Origin of the sequence: Alkalibacillus silvisoli, from assembly GCF_039521975.1 — a bacterium.
Taxonomy (GTDB): Bacteria; Bacillota; Bacilli; order Bacillales; family Alkalibacillaceae; genus Alkalibacillus; species Alkalibacillus silvisoli.
This window is the reverse complement of the sequence record NZ_BAAACZ010000009.1, coordinates 141,866-163,148: the sequence shown is the minus strand read 5'-3', so window position 1 is coordinate 163,148 and position 21,283 is coordinate 141,866. Positions and strand designations below refer to the sequence as shown.

Below are 21,283 nucleotides of genomic sequence, written 5' to 3'. Positions count from 1 at the left end.
CTAATCTCCTAAAATAACTTGAACAGGATCAATATATTGCTCGCCATCTTGAATTGCAAAGTAAAGATTCGAATAGCCAACTAATTCATCTGGCTTAACAGTAGCCATCTTCTTAGATGGGTCAACAAATTGGTAATGAAAAACATCGATATCCGCTAAATTACCATAAACTGTATTTTGTCCATCCTCATGCTGAACAATAATTGTCCGACCAGTATCAGGCATATTCCCAGCAAACAAAACTGTTCCTCGATCTACAGGGTAAACGCCTTTTTCCTCTTGTATTTCTATATAAACTCCCTCTGTTGTTTCAGTTAGACGGTCCATATGTAACCCACTAACCGGCACTGTATCCATTCCATCATCCTGCTGGCTAGCTGGCTGATCTAGGGCTGTTGAGACAAATAGAGAACTAAAGTGAGAATCATACCAAGCTTGTACCGTTGCAAAAGGCATGTCCTCTGTTAACCACCCATGTACTTGATTTTGGGCTTGGTTCATCCAAGGGGCAGGTGAATGATAGATAAAGAAAGTTAAGAAAAAAACGAGTGCAGATGCTAATAACTTGGACACAAAGGAAGCTTTTAGTTTTGGAAAACCTTGCGATTCATAATCAGACATCGGCATATAACCATGACTTTCTTCTCTAGAAGGTAAATAAGGAGCATTTTTTCCTCGTTTTGAATGATTATCTTTTTTTCTTTTTGAAATACTGTGTCTAATTTCATTTAGTTTTCTACTCATATTTCACCATTCCTTTTCTCATTTGTACTAGCCTATTCACAAACAGTGAAAATATGATTAACTACTATTAAACATCAACTATAATATTTGAAATCTTGTAATACTGATCGACCCTTGCGATTCAATTTTGCTTTTGTGGTCAAGACCAACACTAGATTATCCAGGTCTTATGGAAATCATCCACCATAAGCAAATTGCCTGACAACAACGGGCTAAAGTCCAAGAAGACACCCTTTTCAATACATTTAAATTACACCTCTATCTTTAGAATTTTAAAAAAACGTATGACCATTAATAGCCATACGTTCCTTTATATTAATCTATTTCATTCCTAATAATTTCTTAACTTTTACCATCAGGCCTTTATCTTCATCAAAAGACATTAAAGGTACAGATTCACCTAAAATCCTTCTCGAGATGTTTCGATAACATATAGAAGCTTTTGTATCTGGTTGAAATGCTACAGGGTTGCCATGATGTGAAGCGCGAATGACATCCTCATCATCCAATATGACACCTAAGAGTTCTACTGATAATGTTGATACAATATCATCAACTCCTAACATGTCTCCTGTATCCATCATATGCTTACGAATTCGATTAATAATTAAGTGAGGCGGCTCTAACTCTTCTTGTTCTAACAAACCGATAATTCGATCTGCATCTCTTACACTTGACTTCTCAGGTGTTGTGACAACAATAGCTTTATCTGCTCCAGCTACAGCATTTTTGTAGCCTTGTTCGATCCCTGCTGGACAATCGATTAATATGTAATCATAGTCCGGTTTTAATTCATCAATTAACTCTTTAATGCCTTCGGGTGTCACTTCATTTTTGTCACTAGATTGTGCTGCAGGTAGTAAATGCAAGCAATCAAACCGCTTATCTTTAACTAAAGCAGCTTGTAATTTACAACGGCCTTCAATGACATCAATTATGTCAAAAATTATTCTGTTCTCTAGACCAAGAATGACATCAAGGTTTCTTAATCCAATATCAGTATCAATTAAACACACTTTTTTATCTTGTAATGCTAAAGCTGTACCCACATTTGCTGTAGTCGTTGTTTTCCCTACGCCACCTTTACCAGAAGTAATAACAATTGCTTCCCCCATATTATAATCCCCTTTCTACTATATCCGTAAGATTTGGACGGATTTTTTGAAGGTTATGTATATCATCTAGCTCTATTTGCCCTGTTATCTCATTAATATAGGCAAATTCACGTTCAGACCCTTCTACTTCATAATCAGGAGCACGACTAATTTTATTCGCTATTCGGATTTGATTTGGGTTCATATATGATGCTACTACAACACTGTTAGCTTGTTCATCAGAACCTGCATGGGCAATTCCTTTTAGTTGCCCTAAAACAAAAACATTACCTGTTGCAATGACAGTAGCTCCAGGATTCACATCTCCAATGATTAATGCATCTCCATCAACACGAAGGATTTGTCCTGAACGTATCGTTTTGATAAAAGTTTTTACAGTCGTTTCATCAAACCATGTTAATGCTTCTTGATGTGATAAGACATTTGACTCGATTGACTTTATCTTTAGAGAACTATCTTCTTCAACAACTTTCCGTATTTCATCTAGCTGCCAATCTTTTAAATACCGATGTTGACAGTGAATTGTAATGTCTGTTCTATCGTTTACTGTATCAGACTGCACTTTTTCCTTCAGTTCGTTCAGTAAAGTTGAAAACGCACATTGATCATCTAAATATACAATAATTCCTTCGTTTGTACCTTTCATTGTAAGGTATAGATTAGAATCTGTCATTTTAGGGACACCCCGTTACGCCTATTATTTCTCTGTTTCATGTTTCCATTTTACTAGTTTCTTAACGAAAATAGGATAAATGATTAATAAAAATACTATATTAATTAATATAGTAGGAATAAGTCGGCTAAAAGTATATGCAGTAAAATCTAAAGATACTTGGCCAATTAAGAAATACATCCCATAAATCATCACTTCTGATAACGCTAATCCTACGATTGAATATAGCAACACAACGAAAAAGTTTTTATGAAGAAATCGTTTTAAAACGTGTATGAAATATAGCGATAAGCCGTAAGCCAACAAATAAACACCTAATATACTTGTGTATACTAAGTCAGTCAAAAATGCAAATGCCAAACCATTTAACAAACCTACATAGCTATGCTCTTTGTCATAAAATGTAACAATTAATATAGCAAAAATTAATGTCCAATGTGGTATATAGTATAAATTACCTAACCAAACAGAATCCGGGATCAATTCTGCTGCTACACTTTGCGATACGAAAAATAAAAACATGAATAAAGGTAGAAGGAAGACTTTCATTACTCTTCCTCCTCTTCATCGATTACTGTTGAATGCAAGTCTCGATCAACAACCATTACCTGACTAATATCATGTAGATTGGCTGCAGGCTCAACATAAGCCACCATAGTCAAGCCATAAGAATCTAACTCAACGGAACTTATTTCCCCAATCAAAATACCACGTGGGAATACTCCACCTAATCCTGAGGTAACGACAGCTTGTCCTTCTTCAATTTCATCATCGCCTGTAAGGTCTCGAAATACAAGCTGTTCAGTTTCACTATCATATCCTTCAACTAAACCAAAAACCGAATCATCTCCATCAATAATAGCAGAGACTTGATGGTCTGTTCCAAAACCACTTAATAACTGAACTGTTGATGTTAATTGAGAAACATTAACGACTTTTCCAACCATCCCCTCAGCTGTTCTAACAGCCATATTAGCCTCAACCCCATGTTGCTTACCTCGATTGATCGTAACTTGCTGGAACCAACGTTCAGGGCTTCTAGCAACCACTGATGCATTTAAAGATTCGTAATCACTAATTGTTGTATCTATTTCAGAAATCGCTCTTAACTCTTCATTCTCATTTTCTAATTCATTAACTTTATAAGCTAATGTTTTATAATCTTGTAATTCTTCTTTTAAAACTTTATTTTGATCATATACGTTTCGAATATCATTGACAGAGTCAAAGATCTCAACTACAGCATTAATTGGTGTATGCATTATATTTTGAAAAAAACCAACTGTGTCCATAGCAAACTGCGCCGGTAAGCTTGTTGAGTCTTCAGTTCTTAATGAATAACCAATTAATCCTACAACTAATATAAAACTTAATAAAAATACAATTAATTTTCTCTTTCTCAAAAACGCTGGCATAATACGTACACCTTCTCTTAATTTAGCGGATTTCGATCTGCAACATTTGGTGCATTTTTAAAATGTTCAATGTGATCTAAAGCTTTCCCTGTACCAATTGCTACACATTCTAATGGATTTTCGGCAACAAATACTGGCATTTCAGTAGCCTCACTAAGCACTTCATTTAAAGCTTTCAATAAGGCACCACCACCTGTTAGAACAATCCCTCGGTCCATTATATCGGATGAAAGCTCTGGTGGTGTTGACTCTAAAGTATTTTTTACCGCTTCAATAATCGCTTCAATCGTTTCTTTAATAGCCTCTACAATTTCTTCGTTATGAATTGTAACTGTTTGTGGCAAGCCTGTCACTAGGTCACGGCCTCTTATATTCATTTTATCACGTTCATCATCTACACGTGCAGAACCTAATTCTAATTTTAACTTTTCTGCTGTCGATTCTCCAATTAATAAGCCATGTTTTTTTCGAATATAAGTAATAATTTGTTGGTCCATTGTATCGCCTGCCATACGAATTGACCGACTCGTCACTGTACCACCAAGTGAGATAATCGCAACTTCTGAGGTACCTCCACCAATATCCACTACCATATTACCAGTCGGATCCCATACAGGTAAACCAGCACCAATCGCTGCAGCAAACGGTTCTGAGATGGGATAGGCACCTTTGGCTCCAGCCTGCTTTGTTGCATCTAACACAGCACGCTCTTCTACCATCGTAATACCAGAAGGAACACAGACGATGACATTCGGTTTACTCGAAAAAATGGATTTTGCTTTATGAACTTTACTGACATAATAATCCATCATGGCAGCTGTCGTATCAAAGTCTGCAATCACACCATCTTTCATCGGCCTGATGACCGATATATTCTCTGGCGTTCTTCCGACCATTTTTTTAGCTTCATTTCCTACTGCAGATATTTCATTTGTAATTTTATTAACTGCAACGACAGTAGGTTCATTTAAAACAATACCTTTGTTTTTAACATAAACAAGCGTATTAGCTGTACCTAAATCTATACCGAAATCACGGTTCATAAATGATGTTCCCAATCTTGATCGCCCCTCTTTAAAAAGATTGATACTATAAAATACGCTATGAATTTGTAAAACATGAATAAGCACCACAATTCATTTAATCGACTTATAGTGGTGCTTATTTTTATATTAATAGTTATATTATACGAAAAATAAGGGAAAATAGATAGGTTTACATACCTCAAATATGTGTGATTTTATAACTATTTTTCTAAGGTCTAAGTTTGCCAAATCTAGTTATAAATATCCTTTCTCTTTCATTGAAATGTACTTCTGATCTCCGATAACTAAATGGTCTAAAAGCTCAATTCCTATTACTTTTCCAGACTCATAAAGCCGTCTTGTAACATGGATATCTTCATTAGAGGGGGAAGGGTCTCCAGATGGATGGTTGTGAGCACAGATGATTGAAGCTGCTGAACGTTTAATAGCTTCTTTAAATACTTCACGTGGGTGGACTATTGAAGAGTTTAAACTGCCAATAAAAATCGTTTGCCTGTGTATGATTTGATTCTTCGTATTTAAGTAAAGTGCTACGAAGTGTTCTTGTTTAAGCCCTCTTAAATCCTCCATCAAAAAATTAGCTCCATCTTCTGGGCTTTTTATAACATATTGTTCACTCGTTTTAAATGTTTGTATTCTCTTTCCTAATTCCAAAGCAGCCATTAGTTGTACAGCCTTAGCTGTTCCAATACCATTAATTGATGTTAATTCATCAATCGAGGCATCCCTAAGTAACAATAACCCCTCAAAATGCTTTAGCACTCTTGTAGCTAAGGATAGCGCCGAGTAACCTTTTGAACCGCTACCCAATAAAATAGCAATCAACTCTTGATTTGATAAAGCTTGAGAGCCCACTTGAATTAAACGCTCCCTCGGTCGATCATTTTCTGGTACATCTCGTATTAAAATATTTGCACTCACGATACATGCTCCTCTCAATTGAATTGAACATGTATATTTTAAATAAGTATTAAAAATAAAACAAAAAGGGAAAAAAGCATTTTCCCTTTTATAATCACCCATTAAACCCTATATATTTGATAAGTTAAACATTAAAATAACATTTATACGTCTTTTGATTATATTGAATCAAAGAATAAATAGATCGCCAAAATTAATGTTTGTCGCTGAACCTGAATAGCCCCATCCTCACTTTCAGGAGCAGTCACAATATTGATCGCCTCATCCAAATAAACATCATCACTATAGTGTCCTGGAAGCTGCGACAACCAGTCTTCTGTTTCATTAATCCATTCATCATTTAAGCTTTCAACGCTTATCAACTGCTCCCCTTGAGCGAGCCAATCGCGAACATCATCCGGAACTTCTGATTCAACATTCGAAAATGTCCATGGTTTAACTATATAGCCTTCATTTTCTTCTAATCCGATAGACTCAAAATAGTTCGCAACTTCACTTTCAACTGTTGAGTCAGTAATCAATGATGATACTAAAACAAATTGCCCCTCATTTTCCGTTACAACAGATGGAATGCTAGATAACTCGTTCTGTAATTCCCTAGCATTTTCTTCTGTAGAAAATACGCCCAATTGAAATACGTGATGTGAATTTAGTTCTAATTGATATACAGCGTTACCATTACCTTCATTACCGGACTCGTCCACTTCTTGATCCTCATCTTCATCTTGGTCAGCAATTGTTTCCACCGGTGCATTAACAGGCGTTTGCTCAGTTGATAAATCGAAAAAGTACATCATCGCAAAACCGAATAATGTTCCTAAAGCGACTGCTAAAAGGACTGCTCTTAATATAGTAACTGAAAACTTCTTTCTGTTAGAAAACTTATGTATACCACGATTTTTAGGTGTTAGTACTTGTTCTAAATCATGTGAACGATGGTCTTTAGAATTTTGGTTAATCGTAACTCTTACTTTTTTACGCTCGTCCATTTTATAACCACCTTCATCTTTGTTGCTTGTATCCTATCATAGTTCAATTAAAAAAATACTAAAATCTTGTCACATAACTTCTCCAATTTAAGACAAAAAATGCCTACTTGGATTAATTTAATATAATCCAAATAGGCACATTAATTATTCAAGATATTACATGGCAACGGCAGCTGAGGCGACTCGGTTTTTACCACTTCTTTTAGCTCCAACATACATAGAACGGTCAGCTTGTCTAATTAGCTCTTCTGGTGACTCACAATGATCTGGATATGTGGCGACACCAATACTTGCTGTAACATAAACTTTAACTTGATCTTCTCCTTCTATCATATGCTGTTGAATGACAAAGGGCTCCTGAGCAATCATATATCTTATATCTTCAGCTAATTGTATAGCCTCACTATGTTCAATACCTTTAAGTAAAACTGTGAATTCTTCACCACCATACCTTGCAACAATGCCTCTCTCACCAATATAAGCCTCTAGACGTCTCGCTAACTCTATTAATACTTCATTACCCGCTTCATGACCATATGTATCATTAAGCTTTTTAAATGAATCTAAGTCGAACAATACAACAGATAGCTTTTCTTCTAAACCTTTTTCCATTAAATCAAGAGCATACCCTTCCAGGTGCTCTGTGAAATAGCGGTAATTGTATAAGCCTGTCAATCTGTCCCTTTGACTTTTATTCTTCTCAGATTGATAATGTCTAGCATTTTCAATAGCAACCGACAAGAAGTTCCCTAGTATTTCAAGTAACATTAAGTGATACTTTTCATATGCTCTAATTTGTTTTGAAGCAATGACTATGACACCAACCACAGAGTTACCCCTTAAAATAGGAACACCAATTGCACTATGTACTTCATCTGGTAACTCAAGGTCTGGGATTTTGTCTAATTGCTTTCTACTTAACATGATTAAAGCTTTTTGATCTTTATAAATTCTCCCTGCAAATCCTTCGCCATAAACTAAAGATAAATCTTCTAACCCTTTATCTTGTTCTCTGTCGACATGTCTAATCACAGTCATAGAACGAGAAGAATTTGAAATATCATAGACATATAAATTGGACATAGGTATTAACTTCTCCACTTCAGTAATAAAGGTATCTAAAACACTTTTCACATTAAGTTTTTTAGATAATTCATGGCCAATTTGACTTGTATCGTGTAAATAAGTATTGACCTTCCTACCTTTATGGTATGTGGAGATTACTACTGACAAAAGAATTGCCGGGAATCCAACGATAAAAATACCAGGTACTCCAATTTCTAAATATAAAATATAAAGTATTAATCCAAACGGGAAAATCATCATCGTTGTCAGACCATCAATAAATAAAGACTTAGGGACAGCCGAGAACTTGTTACCTTTGACAAAAACATCAATGATCGTTAATAAGAACTGGTTGACGACAATTGATCCTATAACATAACCAACTAGAGGAATGATTTCATCTAAAGTACTTAATGAAAGCACACCATGTGTACCACCCAAAGTATAATACACTACTGCAGCAAATATTGAAGTTAGAAAGAGCATCGTGGAGTTAGTAGCAATCCTATAAAACTCTGATTTCTTTAACCTTATACTTATAAAGAGAGCGACTAAAGCTAACTGAGTTAAAATAATTTCAGCAATTAGACCAAAGTATAAGAAGACCGCAAAGCTTACACCATTAACAAACAGAATGGTAATCGAACCAACTTGTATAGGAAATACGGATACCGCACACATAACAATAGCAAATGCAATTAAATCAAACCAATACCCTTGGAAGTTTGGTTCAATTGCGAAATATAAATAAGCCATAGAGGTTGGAAACACTGCTAACCATATAAGCCAAACCGTTATATTTTTAGATCTTGACATATAAATAAGGCCCCTTCTTTATCAGGAAAGTGAAATCAGTTCATAGCTTCAACTTTCTTTTAATTTCTGATACAAAATATAAAGAACCAGTAACGACTAATACTTCACTATGATCTAGAGACTCTACAGCTGTGTCATATGTTATTTTCCAGTCTCTTACTATACTAACGTTATAATTTTCATACTTTTCATTTAGTTCATAATACCCACAATTATTCAAGAAGTCAAATGTTGTAAGCGTTATATTTGTAAAATTCTTAGACATCATGCTAAGGATCTGGTCAATAGGTTTATTTTTCACAAAAGCACAAATAATACGGACTTTCGAAGGGTCATACCTTTCATTAATTGTTTCTATTAAAGCTTTCACCGCCTCAACATTGTGAGCGCCATCAAAAATAATGTCTGGATTCGTTTGAACATATTCGAAACGACCTGGCCAATAACTTTGATTAAGACCTTGATAGATCGCATCACTACGACAGCCACCACCTTCTAATTCAGCTATTGTTAAAAAGCTTTCAATTGCTAATGCAGCATTTTCGATTTGATGATGACCACACATAGATAGCTGAACACGGTCTAATGAACAATCTTGACGGGTAAAGTCAAATGTTTCTCCTGTTTGGGTTGATTCAATTATTTTAATATGAAAATCTTGATTTAACCATTTAACAGGTGCTTCACATCTTCTTGACACTTCTTGGATTACCTTTTGGGCTTCCTCTTGTTTAACACCCGTGATGACTGGGACATTCTCTTTAATAATACCTGCTTTTTCTTGTGTAATTTCTCCTAGTGAGTTCCCTAATACATTAACGTGATCATAACCAATCGTTGTAATAATACTAATAATAGGTTGGATCACATTAGTAGAATCTAATCGACCTCCTAATCCTACTTCAATAATAGCGTAGTCAACCTGTTTCTTAGCAAAATATACATACGCCATCACTGTAATAATTTCAAATTCTGTCGGTGGACCTTCACCTGACTTAGCTACTTCTTCACAAATAGGTTGAATCTGTGTTACTAGTTCAGCTAGCTCACAGCCGTTTACCGGTTGTTTGTTAATGCTAATTCGCTCATTCATTGTTTCTATATAAGGTGAAGTAAAAGAGCCAACTTTATATCCATGTTGCTCTAACATGTTGTTTAAGAACAATGTTGTTGTCCCCTTACCGTTTGTTCCTGCTACATGGATGGTTTTTATTTGATTTTGTGGATTTCCTAATTGTTCTAATAAATATTGAACTCGGCTTAAGCCTGGTTTAATTCCATGTGTTAATTGAGAGTTGAGCCAATCTATTGCTTCTCGTTCATTCATCAAAGTCACCTATCTCTAATCGGGTAAATTTGGAGGAGAGTTACACGGTTTGTTACCTTTTTTAAATGACAACAGCCCTATACAACTCATACTTTAATCCATTGACAAAGTTAAACTTGCTATACGGATAAAACATGAGTTGCTCCTCTATTCAAAGAAGCAACTCACTTTAATGATCAATTTCTTATATTTTCTAAATCATTAATACGTTTTTCAACTAACCTATGCTTTTCAAGGTAATCTTTTTCTTTATCTCGTTCCTCTTGCACGACTGCTTCTTTAGCCTTATTAACAAAATTATCATTCGCTAATTTCTTTTGAACGCGCTCTACTTCGCTATTCCATTTCTTTAACTCTTCTTTTAATCTGTTAATTTCGTCATCAAGGTCAATTAATCCTTCAAGCGGGAAGAAAATTTCTGCACCAGTAACGACTGCACTCTTTGATTGTTCAGGTGCTTCAACGTCTGTACCAACTATTAATTCTTCAGGATTACAAAAACGATTTAAATAAGTTTCATTTTTGTTTAATTCAGAAACAACATAATCATCATTTGCTTTAATCATAATTTTAATTTCTTTTGACATTGGTGTATCGACCTCTGCTCTTACATTACGAACAGAACGAATAATAGAAACTAGACGTTCCATCTCCTTACTTGATTGGTGATTACTGTATGTTTCATCTACTTTTGGCCAGTCTTGAATCGTAATTGATTCACCTTCATGTGGAATGTGTTGCCAAATTTCCTCGGTAATAAACGGCATAAATGGATGTAACATACGTAAAATGTGATCTAAGGTAACCACTAACACTGACTTTGTTGTCTTTTTAGCCGCTTCATCCTCACCGTAAAGTGGTAACTTAGCCATTTCAATGTACCAGTCGCAGAACTCATCCCATATAAAGTTATAAAGATACCTACCCGCTTCACCAAAATCATAGCGGTCAATATTACGTGTAACATTTTCAATCGTTTCATTTAATCGAGTTAATATCCACTCATCTGCAACTGACTTTTCACCGGTTAAATCAATATCCTCATATTTAAAATCACCTAGGTTCATTATAACAAAACGAGAAGCATTCCAAATTTTATTGTTAAAGTTCCAAGTCGATTCAACCTTCTCCCAGTGGAAACGTAAATCTTGACCAGGTGAAGATCCAGTTGCTAAGAAGTAACGTAATGAGTCTGCACCATATTTATCAATGACATCCATTGGGTCAACACCATTACCTAATGACTTACTCATCTTTCGGCCTTCTGCATCACGTACTAAACCGTGTATTAGTACATCTTTAAATGGACGACGCTTCATAAAATGTTTCGTTTGGAAGATCATACGAGATACCCAGAAGAAAATAATATCATAACCTGTTACTAATACATCTGTTGGGAAATAACGGTTTAAGTCGTAGCTGTCTTCCTCTGGCCATCCCATCGTTGAAAAAGGCCATAACGCTGATGAGAACCAAGTATCGAGTACGTCTTCATCTTGCTCCCAGTTTTCTAAGTCTTCAGGTGCTTCACGTCCAACATAAACTTCTCCTGTTTCTTTATGATACCACGCTGGAATTCTATGCCCCCACCATAACTGACGAGAGATACACCAATCACGAATGTTTTCCATCCAGTGTAAGTAAGTCTTCTCAAATCGATCGGGAACAAAGTTAACTTGATCATCTGTTGACTGTAGTTCAACCGCCTTTTCTGCTAATGGTTCCATTTTAACGAACCATTGCGTTGAAAGATAAGGCTCCACAACTGCATCACTACGCTCAGAATGGCCTACTTGGTGAGTATGATCTTCAATGTTAAACAAAACACCTTCATCTTGTAAGTCTTTAACAATTTGTTTACGACATTCAAAGCGATCCATACCTTCATATTTACCAGCATTTTCATTCATCGTACCGTCTTCATGCATGACTAGTACACGTTCTAAATCATGACGGTTTCCAATTTCAAAGTCATTTGGATCATGAGCTGGGGTAATTTTTACAGCACCTGAACCAAATTCCATATCAACATAATCGTCTGCAACAATTTCAATTTCACGCCCGACAATTGGAAGAATGACTGTTTTTCCAATTAAGTCTTTATAACGTTCATCTTCTGGATGTACGGCTACCGCGGTATCACCTAGCATTGTTTCAGGACGGGTTGTTGCGACTTCAATATGATTAGAACCATCTTTAAGCGGATACTTCATGTGATAAAAAGCACCTTGTACTTCCTTATAGATTACTTCTATGTCAGATAAAGCCGTTTGTGTGCTTGGGTCCCAGTTAATGATGTATTCGCCACGATAAATAAGCCCTTGTTCATATAAAGAAACAAATACTTCAAGAACAGCATTTGATAACCCTTCATTTAAAGTAAATCGTTCTCTAGAATAGTCTACACCTAATCCAAGCTTTTCCCATTGTGCACGTATAAAAGAGGCATACTCTTCTTTCCAGTCCCATGATTTTTCTAAGAACTGCTCACGCCCTAAATCATGACGACTTTGACCTTCTTCTTTTAACTTTCCTTCAACTTTTGCTTGTGTCGCAATTCCAGCATGGTCCATTCCAGGTAACCACAATACATCATAACCTTGCATTCTCTTATAACGTGTAATAATATCTTGCAAAGTGGTATCCCAAGCATGGCCTAAGTGTAGACGACCAGTAACATTTGGTGGTGGAATAACAACTGTGAAAGGGTCTTTAGATTCATCATTTTTTGCTTCAAAATATTTACCCTCCACCCAAAATTGATAACGGCCTTGTTCAACTTCATTTGGATTGTACTTCGGTGCCATCGAAGTATCATTGTGTTCACTCATAATAAATTCCTCCTTAGTTTATTTAGCTAAGCTTCAATTAAAAATGGTTATAACAAACAGGTAGTTACTCAATAAAAAAAGCCTTTCATCCTAAAAAGGACGAAAAGCTTTGATTGAATATTTCGCGGTACCACCTTTGTTCATGAGCTACACTTGTAACCCACACACTCAAGTAAGATAACGGTCTTCCCGATCCCTTCTACTTAAGTTTCAAAGGAATTGCTATTTTCAGAGCGACTTTCCAAGTTTTCCACCAGTAGAAGCTTTCAGCCAAGGCTTCTTTCTCTGTTCAGGTTCCAACCTGTACTCCTCTCTTACTAGCATTTGCGTAAAATTAAGTTTGCTATTATTGTATACAAATTCATCATAAAAAGTCAATGAATTTAAAGCACAACTTCCCTTTACCAACATATTGTAGCTAAAGAGGAGGAAATTTAGATGAGTAAATATTACCGATACCGATTACCACCTTGGGCTAGACAATGCATTTTCACAATCGAACGTTGTATTTTACCAATCATGATCTTCCAATTGATTCGTACATTACTGTTTCCTTCTACATTAGATGTCTTTTTATCTGGAGCATTAGTTGGTATATTTATTGCTTTCTATTTAGAATGGATCTAACTTTACTCACTAGACTGTCTAACCTCAGCCGGAACATAAAGTACATCTCCCGCTTTCAGAGAGTCACCTACTTCTAAATCATTTAACCTTTCTAATTTACTTACAGAAACTTGATAATAATTAGCAATTGACTCAAGCGTATCATTCTCTTGGACAAAGCGCATACGCATTTTGACACGACTTGATTCTTCATCTTCTCTGAAGAACTTTGATAAATAACCTAAACCTTTTTTAGGTTTTGATTCTTTTTTCTTCTCGTCTTCCTCTCCTTCAGACCCATCTGCAAATGTGTCTGTGTCTGTATCTGTGTCTTCATCAGCATCATGTGTTTCATGTTCTTCACCATAATCATGAACTTCATCAGAAGGTTCATTCATCGCCGCTACAGTGACCTCTTCTACATTTTGAGACGTGTCTTGACTACTATCTCCATCCACTTTACCTTTATGGAAAAATTCATGTAATGACTGACCTTCTTTCTTCTTCCAAAAATCTCGGCCTTTTTCACCTTCATTTTCTACAGGGTCACTCTCAGCACTTTCTTCATAGTTCACCTGTTCATTATAATTTGCTGTACTATCATAATAATAAGGATCTTCATGACCTTCATCTGTCTCGTAGTCCTGATCATCGTAAGACGGTTCCTCTTGTTCAATGGTTGGAAATTCTTTAAGTTCAAAATCTGACTGAACGGCAGGGTCATCTGATCGCTCTTCCGCTTCTAAAATAGCTGTACCGTCTAACCGAACATTGGAATAGATTTTTAATGTTTTTGATTCTGGTAACTCATAATCAAAATAATCAATAACTACTTGAATATGGTCATCTGTTCTAATTCGATTGTGTGGGATCGTTATATCAATAGGAATAGGATACTGAAACTCCATAAACCCATTGTCTAGTGTACGAACTTGCTGAACCGTATTTTGCTCATCTTCATCCATAATGTATTGTGACTCTTGATTTAAGTGAGTGGTTTGATAATCACCTCGTACAACTAAAACACCACGTACTTGAACATAATTACTTTCGTGGATGACCTTAACATCAGGGTCGATCGCGATGCTATAAAGGTCATCAATTTCCTCCCCTCGTTTGAAATTAATAATTTCCCGAACTTCAAATTGATATGGCACTTGTTCGTAGTTACTCAATATAAATCCCCCTCATATGGTCACTTTATCCATTACTATTTACTATATGTGTATTACAAAAGGAACAGAACTATGTCCATTTTATAACTTCAATTCACCTAAGGGAGAGGAAGTTATTGCATTTTAGACTATACAAAAAGGTGGAGAAAAAAATAGTTGTAATATATAGAAAATCAGAACGGTTCACCGTAAATGAACTCGTTCTGATTATTTAGATTCAATATCGTTCCCTGACTCTAAAGAATTACTTATACTGCCTAAACGCCTTGTTAATTGCTTCGATTGTCTTTTCAATATCAGCATCAGTGTGAACTGTCGATAGGAACATTCCTTCAAACTGAGAAGGAGGTAAGAAAATTCCCTCATCAGCCATCACCTTATAATACTTAGCAAACCATTCTAAATCAGATGATTTTGCAGTTTCAAAGTTAATAACCTCTTCATTTGTAAAGAAGAAACCTAACATTGAACCAGCTCGATTAATTTGTAGTGGTACACCATTTTCTTCTGCTGCTTTCTTAATTCCTTCAACGAGACGATCTGCTTTACGGTTCATCTCTTCATACGAAGCTTCTGTTAGTTGGCTTAAAGTTGCATAACCAGCTGCCATTGCCAATGGGTTACCTGATAAAGTACCAGCTTGATAAATGTCACCAGCAGGCGCGATCATTTCCATAATTTCGCGTTTACCACCATAAGCACCAACTGGTAATCCACCACCAATTACTTTACCTAAACAAGTTAAGTCTGGTGTTACACCAAAATGACCTTGCGCACAGTTATAACCAACTCGAAAGCCTGTCATAACTTCATCAAAAATTAATAGCGATCCGTAATCATTTGTCATATCGCGTAGAAAGCTTAAAAAGTCATTAATCGGTGGTACAACACCCATATTACCTGAAACCGGCTCAACAATAACAGCTGCAAGATCATCACCATATTGTTCAAATGCATATTTAACGCTTTCTTGATCATTATATGGAACTGTAATGGTATTTTTCGCTATCGACTCTGGGACACCTGGGCTATCTGGAAGGCCTAAAGTGGCAACTCCAGAGCCAGCTTTAATTAATAAAGAGTCTCCATGGCCATGGTAATTACCTTCAAACTTTAAGATTTTACTACGCTTCGTGTAACCTCTAGCTAATCTTAATGCACTCATTGTTGCCTCAGTACCTGAATTAACCATACGAATCATTTCAATAGAAGGAACGCGGTCAATCAACAACTTCGCCAGTTTATTTTCATATTCAACGTTAGCACCAAAGCTTGTCCCTTTTTTCATCACTTCTTGTAATGTTTCTAATACTTGTTCATGGGCATGTCCAACAATTAAAGGTCCCCAACTTAATACATAGTCAATATACTCTTTACCGTCTACATCTTTAATTTTTGACCCCTTACCTTCTTCCATGTAAATTGGGTCATGATCTACAGAGTTAAAAGCTCTTACTGGCGAGTTTACTCCCCCTGGGAATAAATCGACTGCTTCTTCAAATAATTGCTTTGAACGATTAGTCATTTATATGTCCTCCCTATTCATTAATCCATTTTGCGATATCTTTTGCAAAATAAGTAATAATCAAATCTGCTCCAGCGCGTTTCATTGATGTCATTTTCTCTAATACTATTTCTTTTTCATCAACCCAACCGTTCTTTGAAGCCGCTTTAATTAATGAATATTCTCCACTCACATTATAAGCGACGATTGGTTGGTTATAATCGTTTTTCAACTCTCGCATAATGTCTAAATAACTTAATGCAGGTTTAACAATTAAAAAGTCTGCACCTTCTTCTACATCAGAATGTGCTTCTCTTTTCGCCTCAATACGGTTAGCTGGGTCCATTTGATACGTTTTTCGATCACCAAACTGTGGTGTACTGTGGGCTGCATCTCTAAAAGGCCCATAAAATGCAGAGGCGTACTTAACAGCGTAGGACATGATTGGAATATGTTCAAAACCAGCCTCATCTAAGCCCTTTCTAATTGCAGCAACAAAGCCATCCATCATATTTGAAGGTGCAATAATATCTGCACCAGCCTTAGCTTGGGAAATCGCAGTATCCACGAGTAATGGCAACGTTTGATCGTTATTGACGTAATTATTTTCGATTACACCACAATGGCCATGAGATGTATACTGACATAAACACGTATCCGCTACAACGACTAACTCCGAGTGTGCTTCTTTAACTATACGCGTTGCTTTTTGTACAACACCTTCATCATGATAAGCTTCTGAACCAACATCATCTTTCGTCTTTGGTACACCGAATAAAATGATCGAACGAATACCTAATGAAACCACTTCATTGACTTCTTCTAACAAATAATCAAGTGAGACTTGATAAACACCCGGCATTGAAGGGACTTCATTTTTTTGCCCTTCTTCTTCTAAAACAAAAATCGGAAAAATTAGATCTTCAGTATGTAATTGCGTTTCACGAACCATATCTCTTAAATGTTCAGTTGTTCTTAACCTACGATGGCGTGCAAACGATAAGTTCGACATGCTAGCCCTCCTTGAAATAATTTTCAACTTCTAATGCTAATGAATCTATAGTGTATTCTTCTGGAATAATAATTTGCTCAAATCCAACTTCACGTGCATAACTCGCTGTCGTTTCACCAATACAAAAGCAGGGTAAGTGATAAGTTCTTTTAACTAAACCTTCTCCTAATTCCATATAGGCTTGAATAGATGATGGTGAAGTAAATACAAAAGCATGTAACTCATCATCTAATAATTGCTTTACTGCATGCTTTACTTCAGAGTTCGTTGTAGTTTGATAAACGATTAAGTTTGAAAAAGCAATGTTATGAGCTTCAAACATTTCATCTAACACAATTCGTGATCGTGTCCCTTTCACTAATAGGACATTTTCCATTTCCACTTCTTCTAACATTTGCTTACCCATTTGATTCGCATCAAATACTTCTGGTACGAAATCAACTTCGAAACCATGTTGTTTTAAAGTTTCAGCTGTTTTACTTCCTACTGTACCAAAACGCAAATGGTTAAGTTCTTCTAGGCGATGATTATACTGTTCTAACGTTTTGAAAAAATAATGGATTCCATTATGACTAGTGAAAATAATCCAATCAAACGCGTGTAAAGTATTTAGAGTTCGCTCAACATGAAAGTCTTCATATTGAGCGAACTTAATAAGTGGAATTCCTTTTATACTAAGTTTATCGGTATCAATTTGTTGAAATGGTATAGCTTCTTCCAAACTTCTTGAAAGTAAAACTTGTTTACTGACCTTCTCCATTATTAGCTTCTAACTCCTCTTTAGCCTCTTCTACTAGCTTCTTAGCGCCTCGATTAATTAAGAGTTCAGAAGCTTTTTCACCTGCTTCAATCGGGTCAGTTGAACGAACAGTTTCTTTAAGAACCGTTTTACCATCTGAAGAAGATACTAAGGCTTGTAGTACGATATCATCTCCATCTAATACAGCATACCCTGCGATTGGAACTGAACAACTACCTTCTAATAAACTTAAAAATTTACGTTCTGCTTTAACTGTCTTTGCTGTATATTCATCATTAATCTTATTAATTAACTGTAGTAAATCTTCATCATCTTCACGACATTCTAATGCTAGAGCACCTTGTCCAACAGCAGGCAAACATACTTCTGGTTCCAAAAATTCTGTCACAAGCTCTGTAGACCATCCCATGCGCTTAAGACCTGCAGCTGCTAAAATAATCGCATCAAAGCTCTCTTCTTTCAATTTACGTAACCTTGTTTCAATATTTCCTCTGATCCATTGAATCTCTAAATCTGGGCGATATGCTAGTAGTTGAGCACCACGGCGTAAACTACTTGTACCAATAAGAGCACCTTCTTTTAAATCATCAAGTTTAACGTGATCTTCTGAAATAAATGCATCACGATGGTCCTCACGCTCAGGTACACAACCTATTGTTAGTCCTTCAGGTATTTGAGAAGGCATATCTTTCATGCTATGTACAGCCATATCGATTTCATGGTTATACATGGCTTGTTCAATTTCCTTAACGAATAAGCCTTTCCCACCAACTTTAGATAACGTTACATCTAGAATTTGATCACCTTTTGTAACGATCTTTTTCACTTCAAAGCTATACTGATCAGACACTTTGTTTAACTGATCAATAACCCAATCTGTTTGAGTTAAAGCGAGATTACTTCTTCTTGAACCAATAATAATGTTACGCATTTCATTTGCCTCCTAAATATTATAATCCATGAAAGTTAGACAGCATGGATAATAGTAAATAATTACAAAATAGCACTAAAAAGGCTATGATATTCAGTCTAGCGATGGATTTACCAATTAGCTTTTTAGTTACTCTCATATAAATAATAATAGAGTAAATACCAATTACTATAAAGGACCCTACTGTTTTAGCGTCTAACCAATAAAATAAATCGTCAGTCGTATAAGCCCATAGCAGTCCAAAAACTAATGAAATGAGCAAGACTGGAGTAGCAAAAACAACAATTAAGAATGAGAGTTTTTCCAATTGCTCTAAATTCCCTATTCTTTTAATTAATTGACGCCATCTTTTCTTTTTTAAAAGATAGAATTGCAATAAATATAAGACTGCAAAAGCGAACGATAGTGTATACAATGTATAAGCCACAAAAGCTAATACAATATGAGCAACTAATATTTCGCCTATGAAGTCACCTGATAATTGTGACTGTCCGCTCGATGCATAGTTCATTAAAAACATCATCATGACTAAAAATCCAACAACATTAATGATTAATACAACTAGGTCCATTTTATAAAAATAGTTCACAACAATAGATACTAATAATATTAACCATGCATAGAAATATAAACCTTCTAAAACGTTAAAAACCGGCAAAAAGCCTAACACATATATATTAACAAATAAGAATACTGTTTGTAGGACCCAGACCAATAAAAGTAACCAGAAGGCTAGCTGGTTTGCCTTCCGGTTTTTCTCTACAAAATCATAAAAATAAAAAGTTAAACTCAAGCCATATAACAATACAATTAATTCATATATTTTAAATTGTTCAAATATCCCCATGAGAGAGCTCCTCTCACTTAACCTATTGCATAGCTTTAACTAAGTTAGCAATGGGTAATGACTGATTAACTGATTCATGACTAGGGTGCTTCTTACTCTGTTCTTGTAATTCTTCTTGGACTTCTCCTTCAATGCCAAACATACGGACAAACATCTTTAACATGTCATCAGCATGTTCTTCTCCAGCCATTTCTTTAGCTTGTAAAATCGGCTCTTTTAACATTTGATTAACGATGCTTTTAGTATGTTTATTAAGTACTTTTTTCTCTCTCGGTGATAAATCTGGCATTTTTCTTTCGATAGATGCCATCGTGTCTTGTTGGATTGTTAAAGCTTTTTTACGAAGAGCAGAGATTACTGGGACAACCCCTAAGGTCTTAACCCACTCTTCAAAGTCACTCATTTCAGTTTCAATCAAGTTCACAATTTCTATAGCTGCTTGTTTACGTTCTTCAAGGTTTTGATCAACAATTCCTTGAAGATCGTCAATATCATATAAGAACATATTTTCTAACTGTTCAATTGCAGGATCTAGATTGCGTGGTACAGCAATATCAACCATAAATAACGGTTTTCCATTACGCTTCTTAAGAATCGGTTTAAGATCTGAATCATTTAAAATATAGTGATCTGTACCAACTGATGTAATGACAATATCAGCTTCTTCTAGCACGTCACTTAACTCATCCATTGGCTTAGCTCGTCCTGAAAATTTAGCCGCTACCTCTTCTGCCTTCTCTAATGTACGGTTAACGACTGTAATATTATGAACGCCTGAACCGTGTAAGTTTTGAACAGCCAGCTCACCCATCTTACCAGCACCTAAAATGACAACATGCTGATTCTTTAATTGGTCGAAAATCGTTTTGGCCAATTCAACAGCAGCATAACTAATAGATACTGCATTTTCACCAATCTCTGTTTCTTTATGGGCACGTTTAGCATTAGTAATGGCTTGTTTAAATAATTGATTAAACATTAGGCCAGATGATTGATGACGCTGTGCCTTATCGAAAGAATCCTTAACTTGTCCTAAAATTTGAGTTTCACCTAGCACCATCGAGTCTAACCCAGCAGCTACTTTAAATAGATGTTCTATAGCTTCATTTTCTTCTTTTAACTCAATGAAATTAGCTAAATAATCAACATCCATTGAAAACCAATCAGCTAAAAACTTCTTCACATAATAACGACCAGTATGTAACTGGTCAGAAACAACATATAGCTCTGTACGGTTACAAGTTGAAACGATCACATTTTCTAAAATGCTTTTCTGTTCATTTAACTTAGAAATCGCATCACTTAGTTGGTCATCTGAGAAGGTTAGCTTCTCTCTTATTTCTACTGGGGCAGTTCGGTAATTAATTGTTACAGCAACAAAATGCATCTTTTTTCACCCCTTAATCGTCGGTCAAACTTCCTAAATATATTGTAACAAGAATTATTCAAAGAAAAACTTCACTTGATTGAACAAATTATGAAGATTTATGATACTATTTATTTAGA

The 21,283-nt window shown here is 35.6% G+C and carries 19 protein-coding genes and 1 other annotated feature; of the genes, 1 reads left to right on the top strand and 18 read right to left on the bottom strand.

Annotation, left to right across the window (positions count from 1 at the left end):
• From ABDZ63_RS04950 to ABDZ63_RS04900, 11 genes are all read right to left on the bottom strand, one after another.
• Positions 1-744: a peptidoglycan DD-metalloendopeptidase family protein gene (locus tag ABDZ63_RS04950; protein ID WP_343782166.1), complete on the bottom strand. Its 744-nt coding sequence runs from the start codon at positions 742-744 to the stop codon at positions 1-3.
• Between the two features lie 320 nt (positions 745-1,064).
• Complete coding sequence (gene minD, locus ABDZ63_RS04945; protein ID WP_343782165.1) at positions 1,065-1,859, bottom strand: septum site-determining protein MinD; 795 nt, start codon at positions 1,857-1,859, stop codon at positions 1,065-1,067.
• Position 1,860: 1 nt separating this feature from the next.
• A complete protein-coding gene (minC, locus tag ABDZ63_RS04940) occupies positions 1,861-2,532 on the bottom strand; it encodes a septum site-determining protein MinC (protein WP_343782164.1) in 672 nt (223 codons plus the stop codon).
• A 24-nt stretch (positions 2,533-2,556) separates the two neighbouring features.
• Complete coding sequence (gene mreD / locus ABDZ63_RS04935; RefSeq protein ID WP_343782163.1) at positions 2,557-3,081, bottom strand: rod shape-determining protein MreD; 525 nt, start codon at positions 3,079-3,081, stop codon at positions 2,557-2,559.
• The gene (mreC, locus tag ABDZ63_RS04930) at positions 3,081-3,947 is read right to left on the bottom strand and encodes a rod shape-determining protein MreC (protein WP_343782162.1); all 867 of its coding nucleotides are present in this window, start codon (positions 3,945-3,947) and stop codon (positions 3,081-3,083) included. Before mreC ends, mreD begins: the two co-directional genes overlap by 1 nt.
• A 17-nt stretch (positions 3,948-3,964) precedes the next feature.
• Positions 3,965-5,005, bottom strand: a complete 1,041-nt coding sequence (mreB, locus tag ABDZ63_RS04925) for a rod shape-determining protein (RefSeq protein ID WP_343782161.1) — start codon at positions 5,003-5,005, stop codon at positions 3,965-3,967.
• 222 nt (positions 5,006-5,227) lie between these two features.
• Entirely contained in the window at positions 5,228-5,914 is a 687-nt protein-coding gene (gene radC, locus ABDZ63_RS04920; RefSeq protein ID WP_425541940.1) for a RadC family protein, read from the bottom strand.
• A gap of 158 nt (positions 5,915-6,072) precedes the next feature.
• Complete coding sequence (locus ABDZ63_RS04915; protein ID WP_343782160.1) at positions 6,073-6,903, bottom strand: hypothetical protein; 831 nt, start codon at positions 6,901-6,903, stop codon at positions 6,073-6,075.
• A 156-nt stretch (positions 6,904-7,059) separates the two neighbouring features.
• Positions 7,060-8,784 carry a sensor domain-containing diguanylate cyclase gene (locus ABDZ63_RS04910; protein ID WP_343782159.1) on the bottom strand — a complete coding sequence of 575 codons (1,725 nt, stop codon included), beginning with the start codon at positions 8,782-8,784 and terminating at the stop codon, positions 7,060-7,062.
• 40 nt (positions 8,785-8,824) lie between these two features.
• Entirely contained in the window at positions 8,825-10,111 is a 1,287-nt protein-coding gene (locus tag ABDZ63_RS04905) for a bifunctional folylpolyglutamate synthase/dihydrofolate synthase (RefSeq protein WP_343782158.1), read from the bottom strand.
• 176 nt (positions 10,112-10,287) lie between these two features.
• Positions 10,288-12,942: a valine--tRNA ligase gene (locus tag ABDZ63_RS04900; protein ID WP_343782157.1), complete on the bottom strand. Its 2,655-nt coding sequence runs from the start codon at positions 12,940-12,942 to the stop codon at positions 10,288-10,290.
• A gap of 92 nt (positions 12,943-13,034) precedes the next feature.
• Positions 13,035-13,270 (bottom strand) — a binding site (T-box leader).
• A gap of 110 nt (positions 13,271-13,380) precedes the next feature.
• Here ABDZ63_RS04900 and ABDZ63_RS04895 point away from each other — a divergent pair.
• A complete protein-coding gene (locus ABDZ63_RS04895; RefSeq protein ID WP_343782156.1) occupies positions 13,381-13,569 on the top strand; it encodes a hypothetical protein in 189 nt (62 codons plus the stop codon).
• A gap of 2 nt (positions 13,570-13,571) precedes the next feature.
• On the opposite strand, the gene ABDZ63_RS04890 is transcribed toward ABDZ63_RS04895, so the two are convergent.
• The 7 genes from ABDZ63_RS04890 to hemA all read right to left on the bottom strand — a co-directional run bounded on the left by ABDZ63_RS04890 (position 13,572) and on the right by hemA (position 21,164).
• On the bottom strand, positions 13,572-14,723 hold the full coding sequence (locus ABDZ63_RS04890; protein ID WP_343782155.1) for a LysM peptidoglycan-binding domain-containing protein: 1,152 nt from the start codon (positions 14,721-14,723) through the stop codon (positions 13,572-13,574).
• A gap of 244 nt (positions 14,724-14,967) precedes the next feature.
• Entirely contained in the window at positions 14,968-16,248 is a 1,281-nt protein-coding gene (gene hemL / locus ABDZ63_RS04885) for a glutamate-1-semialdehyde 2,1-aminomutase (RefSeq protein WP_343782154.1), read from the bottom strand.
• A 13-nt stretch (positions 16,249-16,261) separates the two neighbouring features.
• The gene (gene hemB, locus ABDZ63_RS04880) at positions 16,262-17,239 is read right to left on the bottom strand and encodes a porphobilinogen synthase (protein WP_343782152.1); all 978 of its coding nucleotides are present in this window, start codon (positions 17,237-17,239) and stop codon (positions 16,262-16,264) included.
• Position 17,240: 1 nt separating this feature from the next.
• A complete protein-coding gene (locus ABDZ63_RS04875) occupies positions 17,241-17,999 on the bottom strand; it encodes a uroporphyrinogen-III synthase (RefSeq protein WP_343782150.1) in 759 nt (252 codons plus the stop codon).
• Entirely contained in the window at positions 17,983-18,930 is a 948-nt protein-coding gene (gene hemC, locus ABDZ63_RS04870; protein WP_343782149.1) for a hydroxymethylbilane synthase, read from the bottom strand. The genes ABDZ63_RS04875 and hemC overlap by 17 nt, the downstream gene beginning before the upstream one ends.
• A gap of 19 nt (positions 18,931-18,949) precedes the next feature.
• Positions 18,950-19,777, bottom strand: coding sequence for a cytochrome C assembly family protein (locus tag ABDZ63_RS04865; RefSeq protein ID WP_343782148.1), 828 nt, complete (start codon positions 19,775-19,777; stop codon positions 18,950-18,952).
• 22 nt (positions 19,778-19,799) lie between these two features.
• Positions 19,800-21,164: a glutamyl-tRNA reductase gene (gene hemA / locus ABDZ63_RS04860; protein ID WP_343782146.1), complete on the bottom strand. Its 1,365-nt coding sequence runs from the start codon at positions 21,162-21,164 to the stop codon at positions 19,800-19,802.
• Between the last annotated feature and the right edge of the window lie 119 nt (positions 21,165-21,283).

What these genes read in the sequence shown, in the direction of transcription:
- ABDZ63_RS04950 (WP_343782166.1), bottom strand. Translation starts at nt 744, where the DNA reads ATGAGTAGAAAACTAAATGAAATTAGACACAGTATTTCAAAAAGAAAA.
- minD (WP_343782165.1), bottom strand. Translation starts at nt 1,859, where the DNA reads ATGGGGGAAGCAATTGTTATTACTTCTGGTAAAGGTGGCGTAGGGAAA.
- minC (WP_343782164.1), bottom strand. Translation starts at nt 2,532, where the DNA reads ATGACAGATTCTAATCTATACCTTACAATGAAAGGTACAAACGAAGGA.
- mreD (WP_343782163.1), bottom strand. Translation starts at nt 3,081, where the DNA reads ATGAAAGTCTTCCTTCTACCTTTATTCATGTTTTTATTTTTCGTATCG.
- mreC (WP_343782162.1), bottom strand. Translation starts at nt 3,947, where the DNA reads ATGCCAGCGTTTTTGAGAAAGAGAAAATTAATTGTATTTTTATTAAGT.
- ABDZ63_RS04915 (WP_343782160.1), bottom strand. Translation starts at nt 6,903, where the DNA reads ATGGACGAGCGTAAAAAAGTAAGAGTTACGATTAACCAAAATTCTAAA.
- ABDZ63_RS04910 (WP_343782159.1), bottom strand. Translation starts at nt 8,784, where the DNA reads ATGTCAAGATCTAAAAATATAACGGTTTGGCTTATATGGTTAGCAGTG.
- ABDZ63_RS04905 (WP_343782158.1), bottom strand. Translation starts at nt 10,111, where the DNA reads ATGAATGAACGAGAAGCAATAGATTGGCTCAACTCTCAATTAACACAT.
- ABDZ63_RS04900 (WP_343782157.1), bottom strand. Translation starts at nt 12,942, where the DNA reads ATGAGTGAACACAATGATACTTCGATGGCACCGAAGTACAATCCAAAT.
- ABDZ63_RS04895 (WP_343782156.1), top strand. Translation starts at nt 13,381, where the DNA reads ATGAGTAAATATTACCGATACCGATTACCACCTTGGGCTAGACAATGC.
- hemL (WP_343782154.1), bottom strand. Translation starts at nt 16,248, where the DNA reads ATGACTAATCGTTCAAAGCAATTATTTGAAGAAGCAGTCGATTTATTC.
- hemB (WP_343782152.1), bottom strand. Translation starts at nt 17,239, where the DNA reads ATGTCGAACTTATCGTTTGCACGCCATCGTAGGTTAAGAACAACTGAA.
- ABDZ63_RS04875 (WP_343782150.1), bottom strand. Translation starts at nt 17,999, where the DNA reads ATGGAGAAGGTCAGTAAACAAGTTTTACTTTCAAGAAGTTTGGAAGAA.
- hemC (WP_343782149.1), bottom strand. Translation starts at nt 18,930, where the DNA reads ATGCGTAACATTATTATTGGTTCAAGAAGAAGTAATCTCGCTTTAACT.
- ABDZ63_RS04865 (WP_343782148.1), bottom strand. Translation starts at nt 19,777, where the DNA reads ATGGGGATATTTGAACAATTTAAAATATATGAATTAATTGTATTGTTA.
- hemA (WP_343782146.1), bottom strand. Translation starts at nt 21,164, where the DNA reads ATGCATTTTGTTGCTGTAACAATTAATTACCGAACTGCCCCAGTAGAA.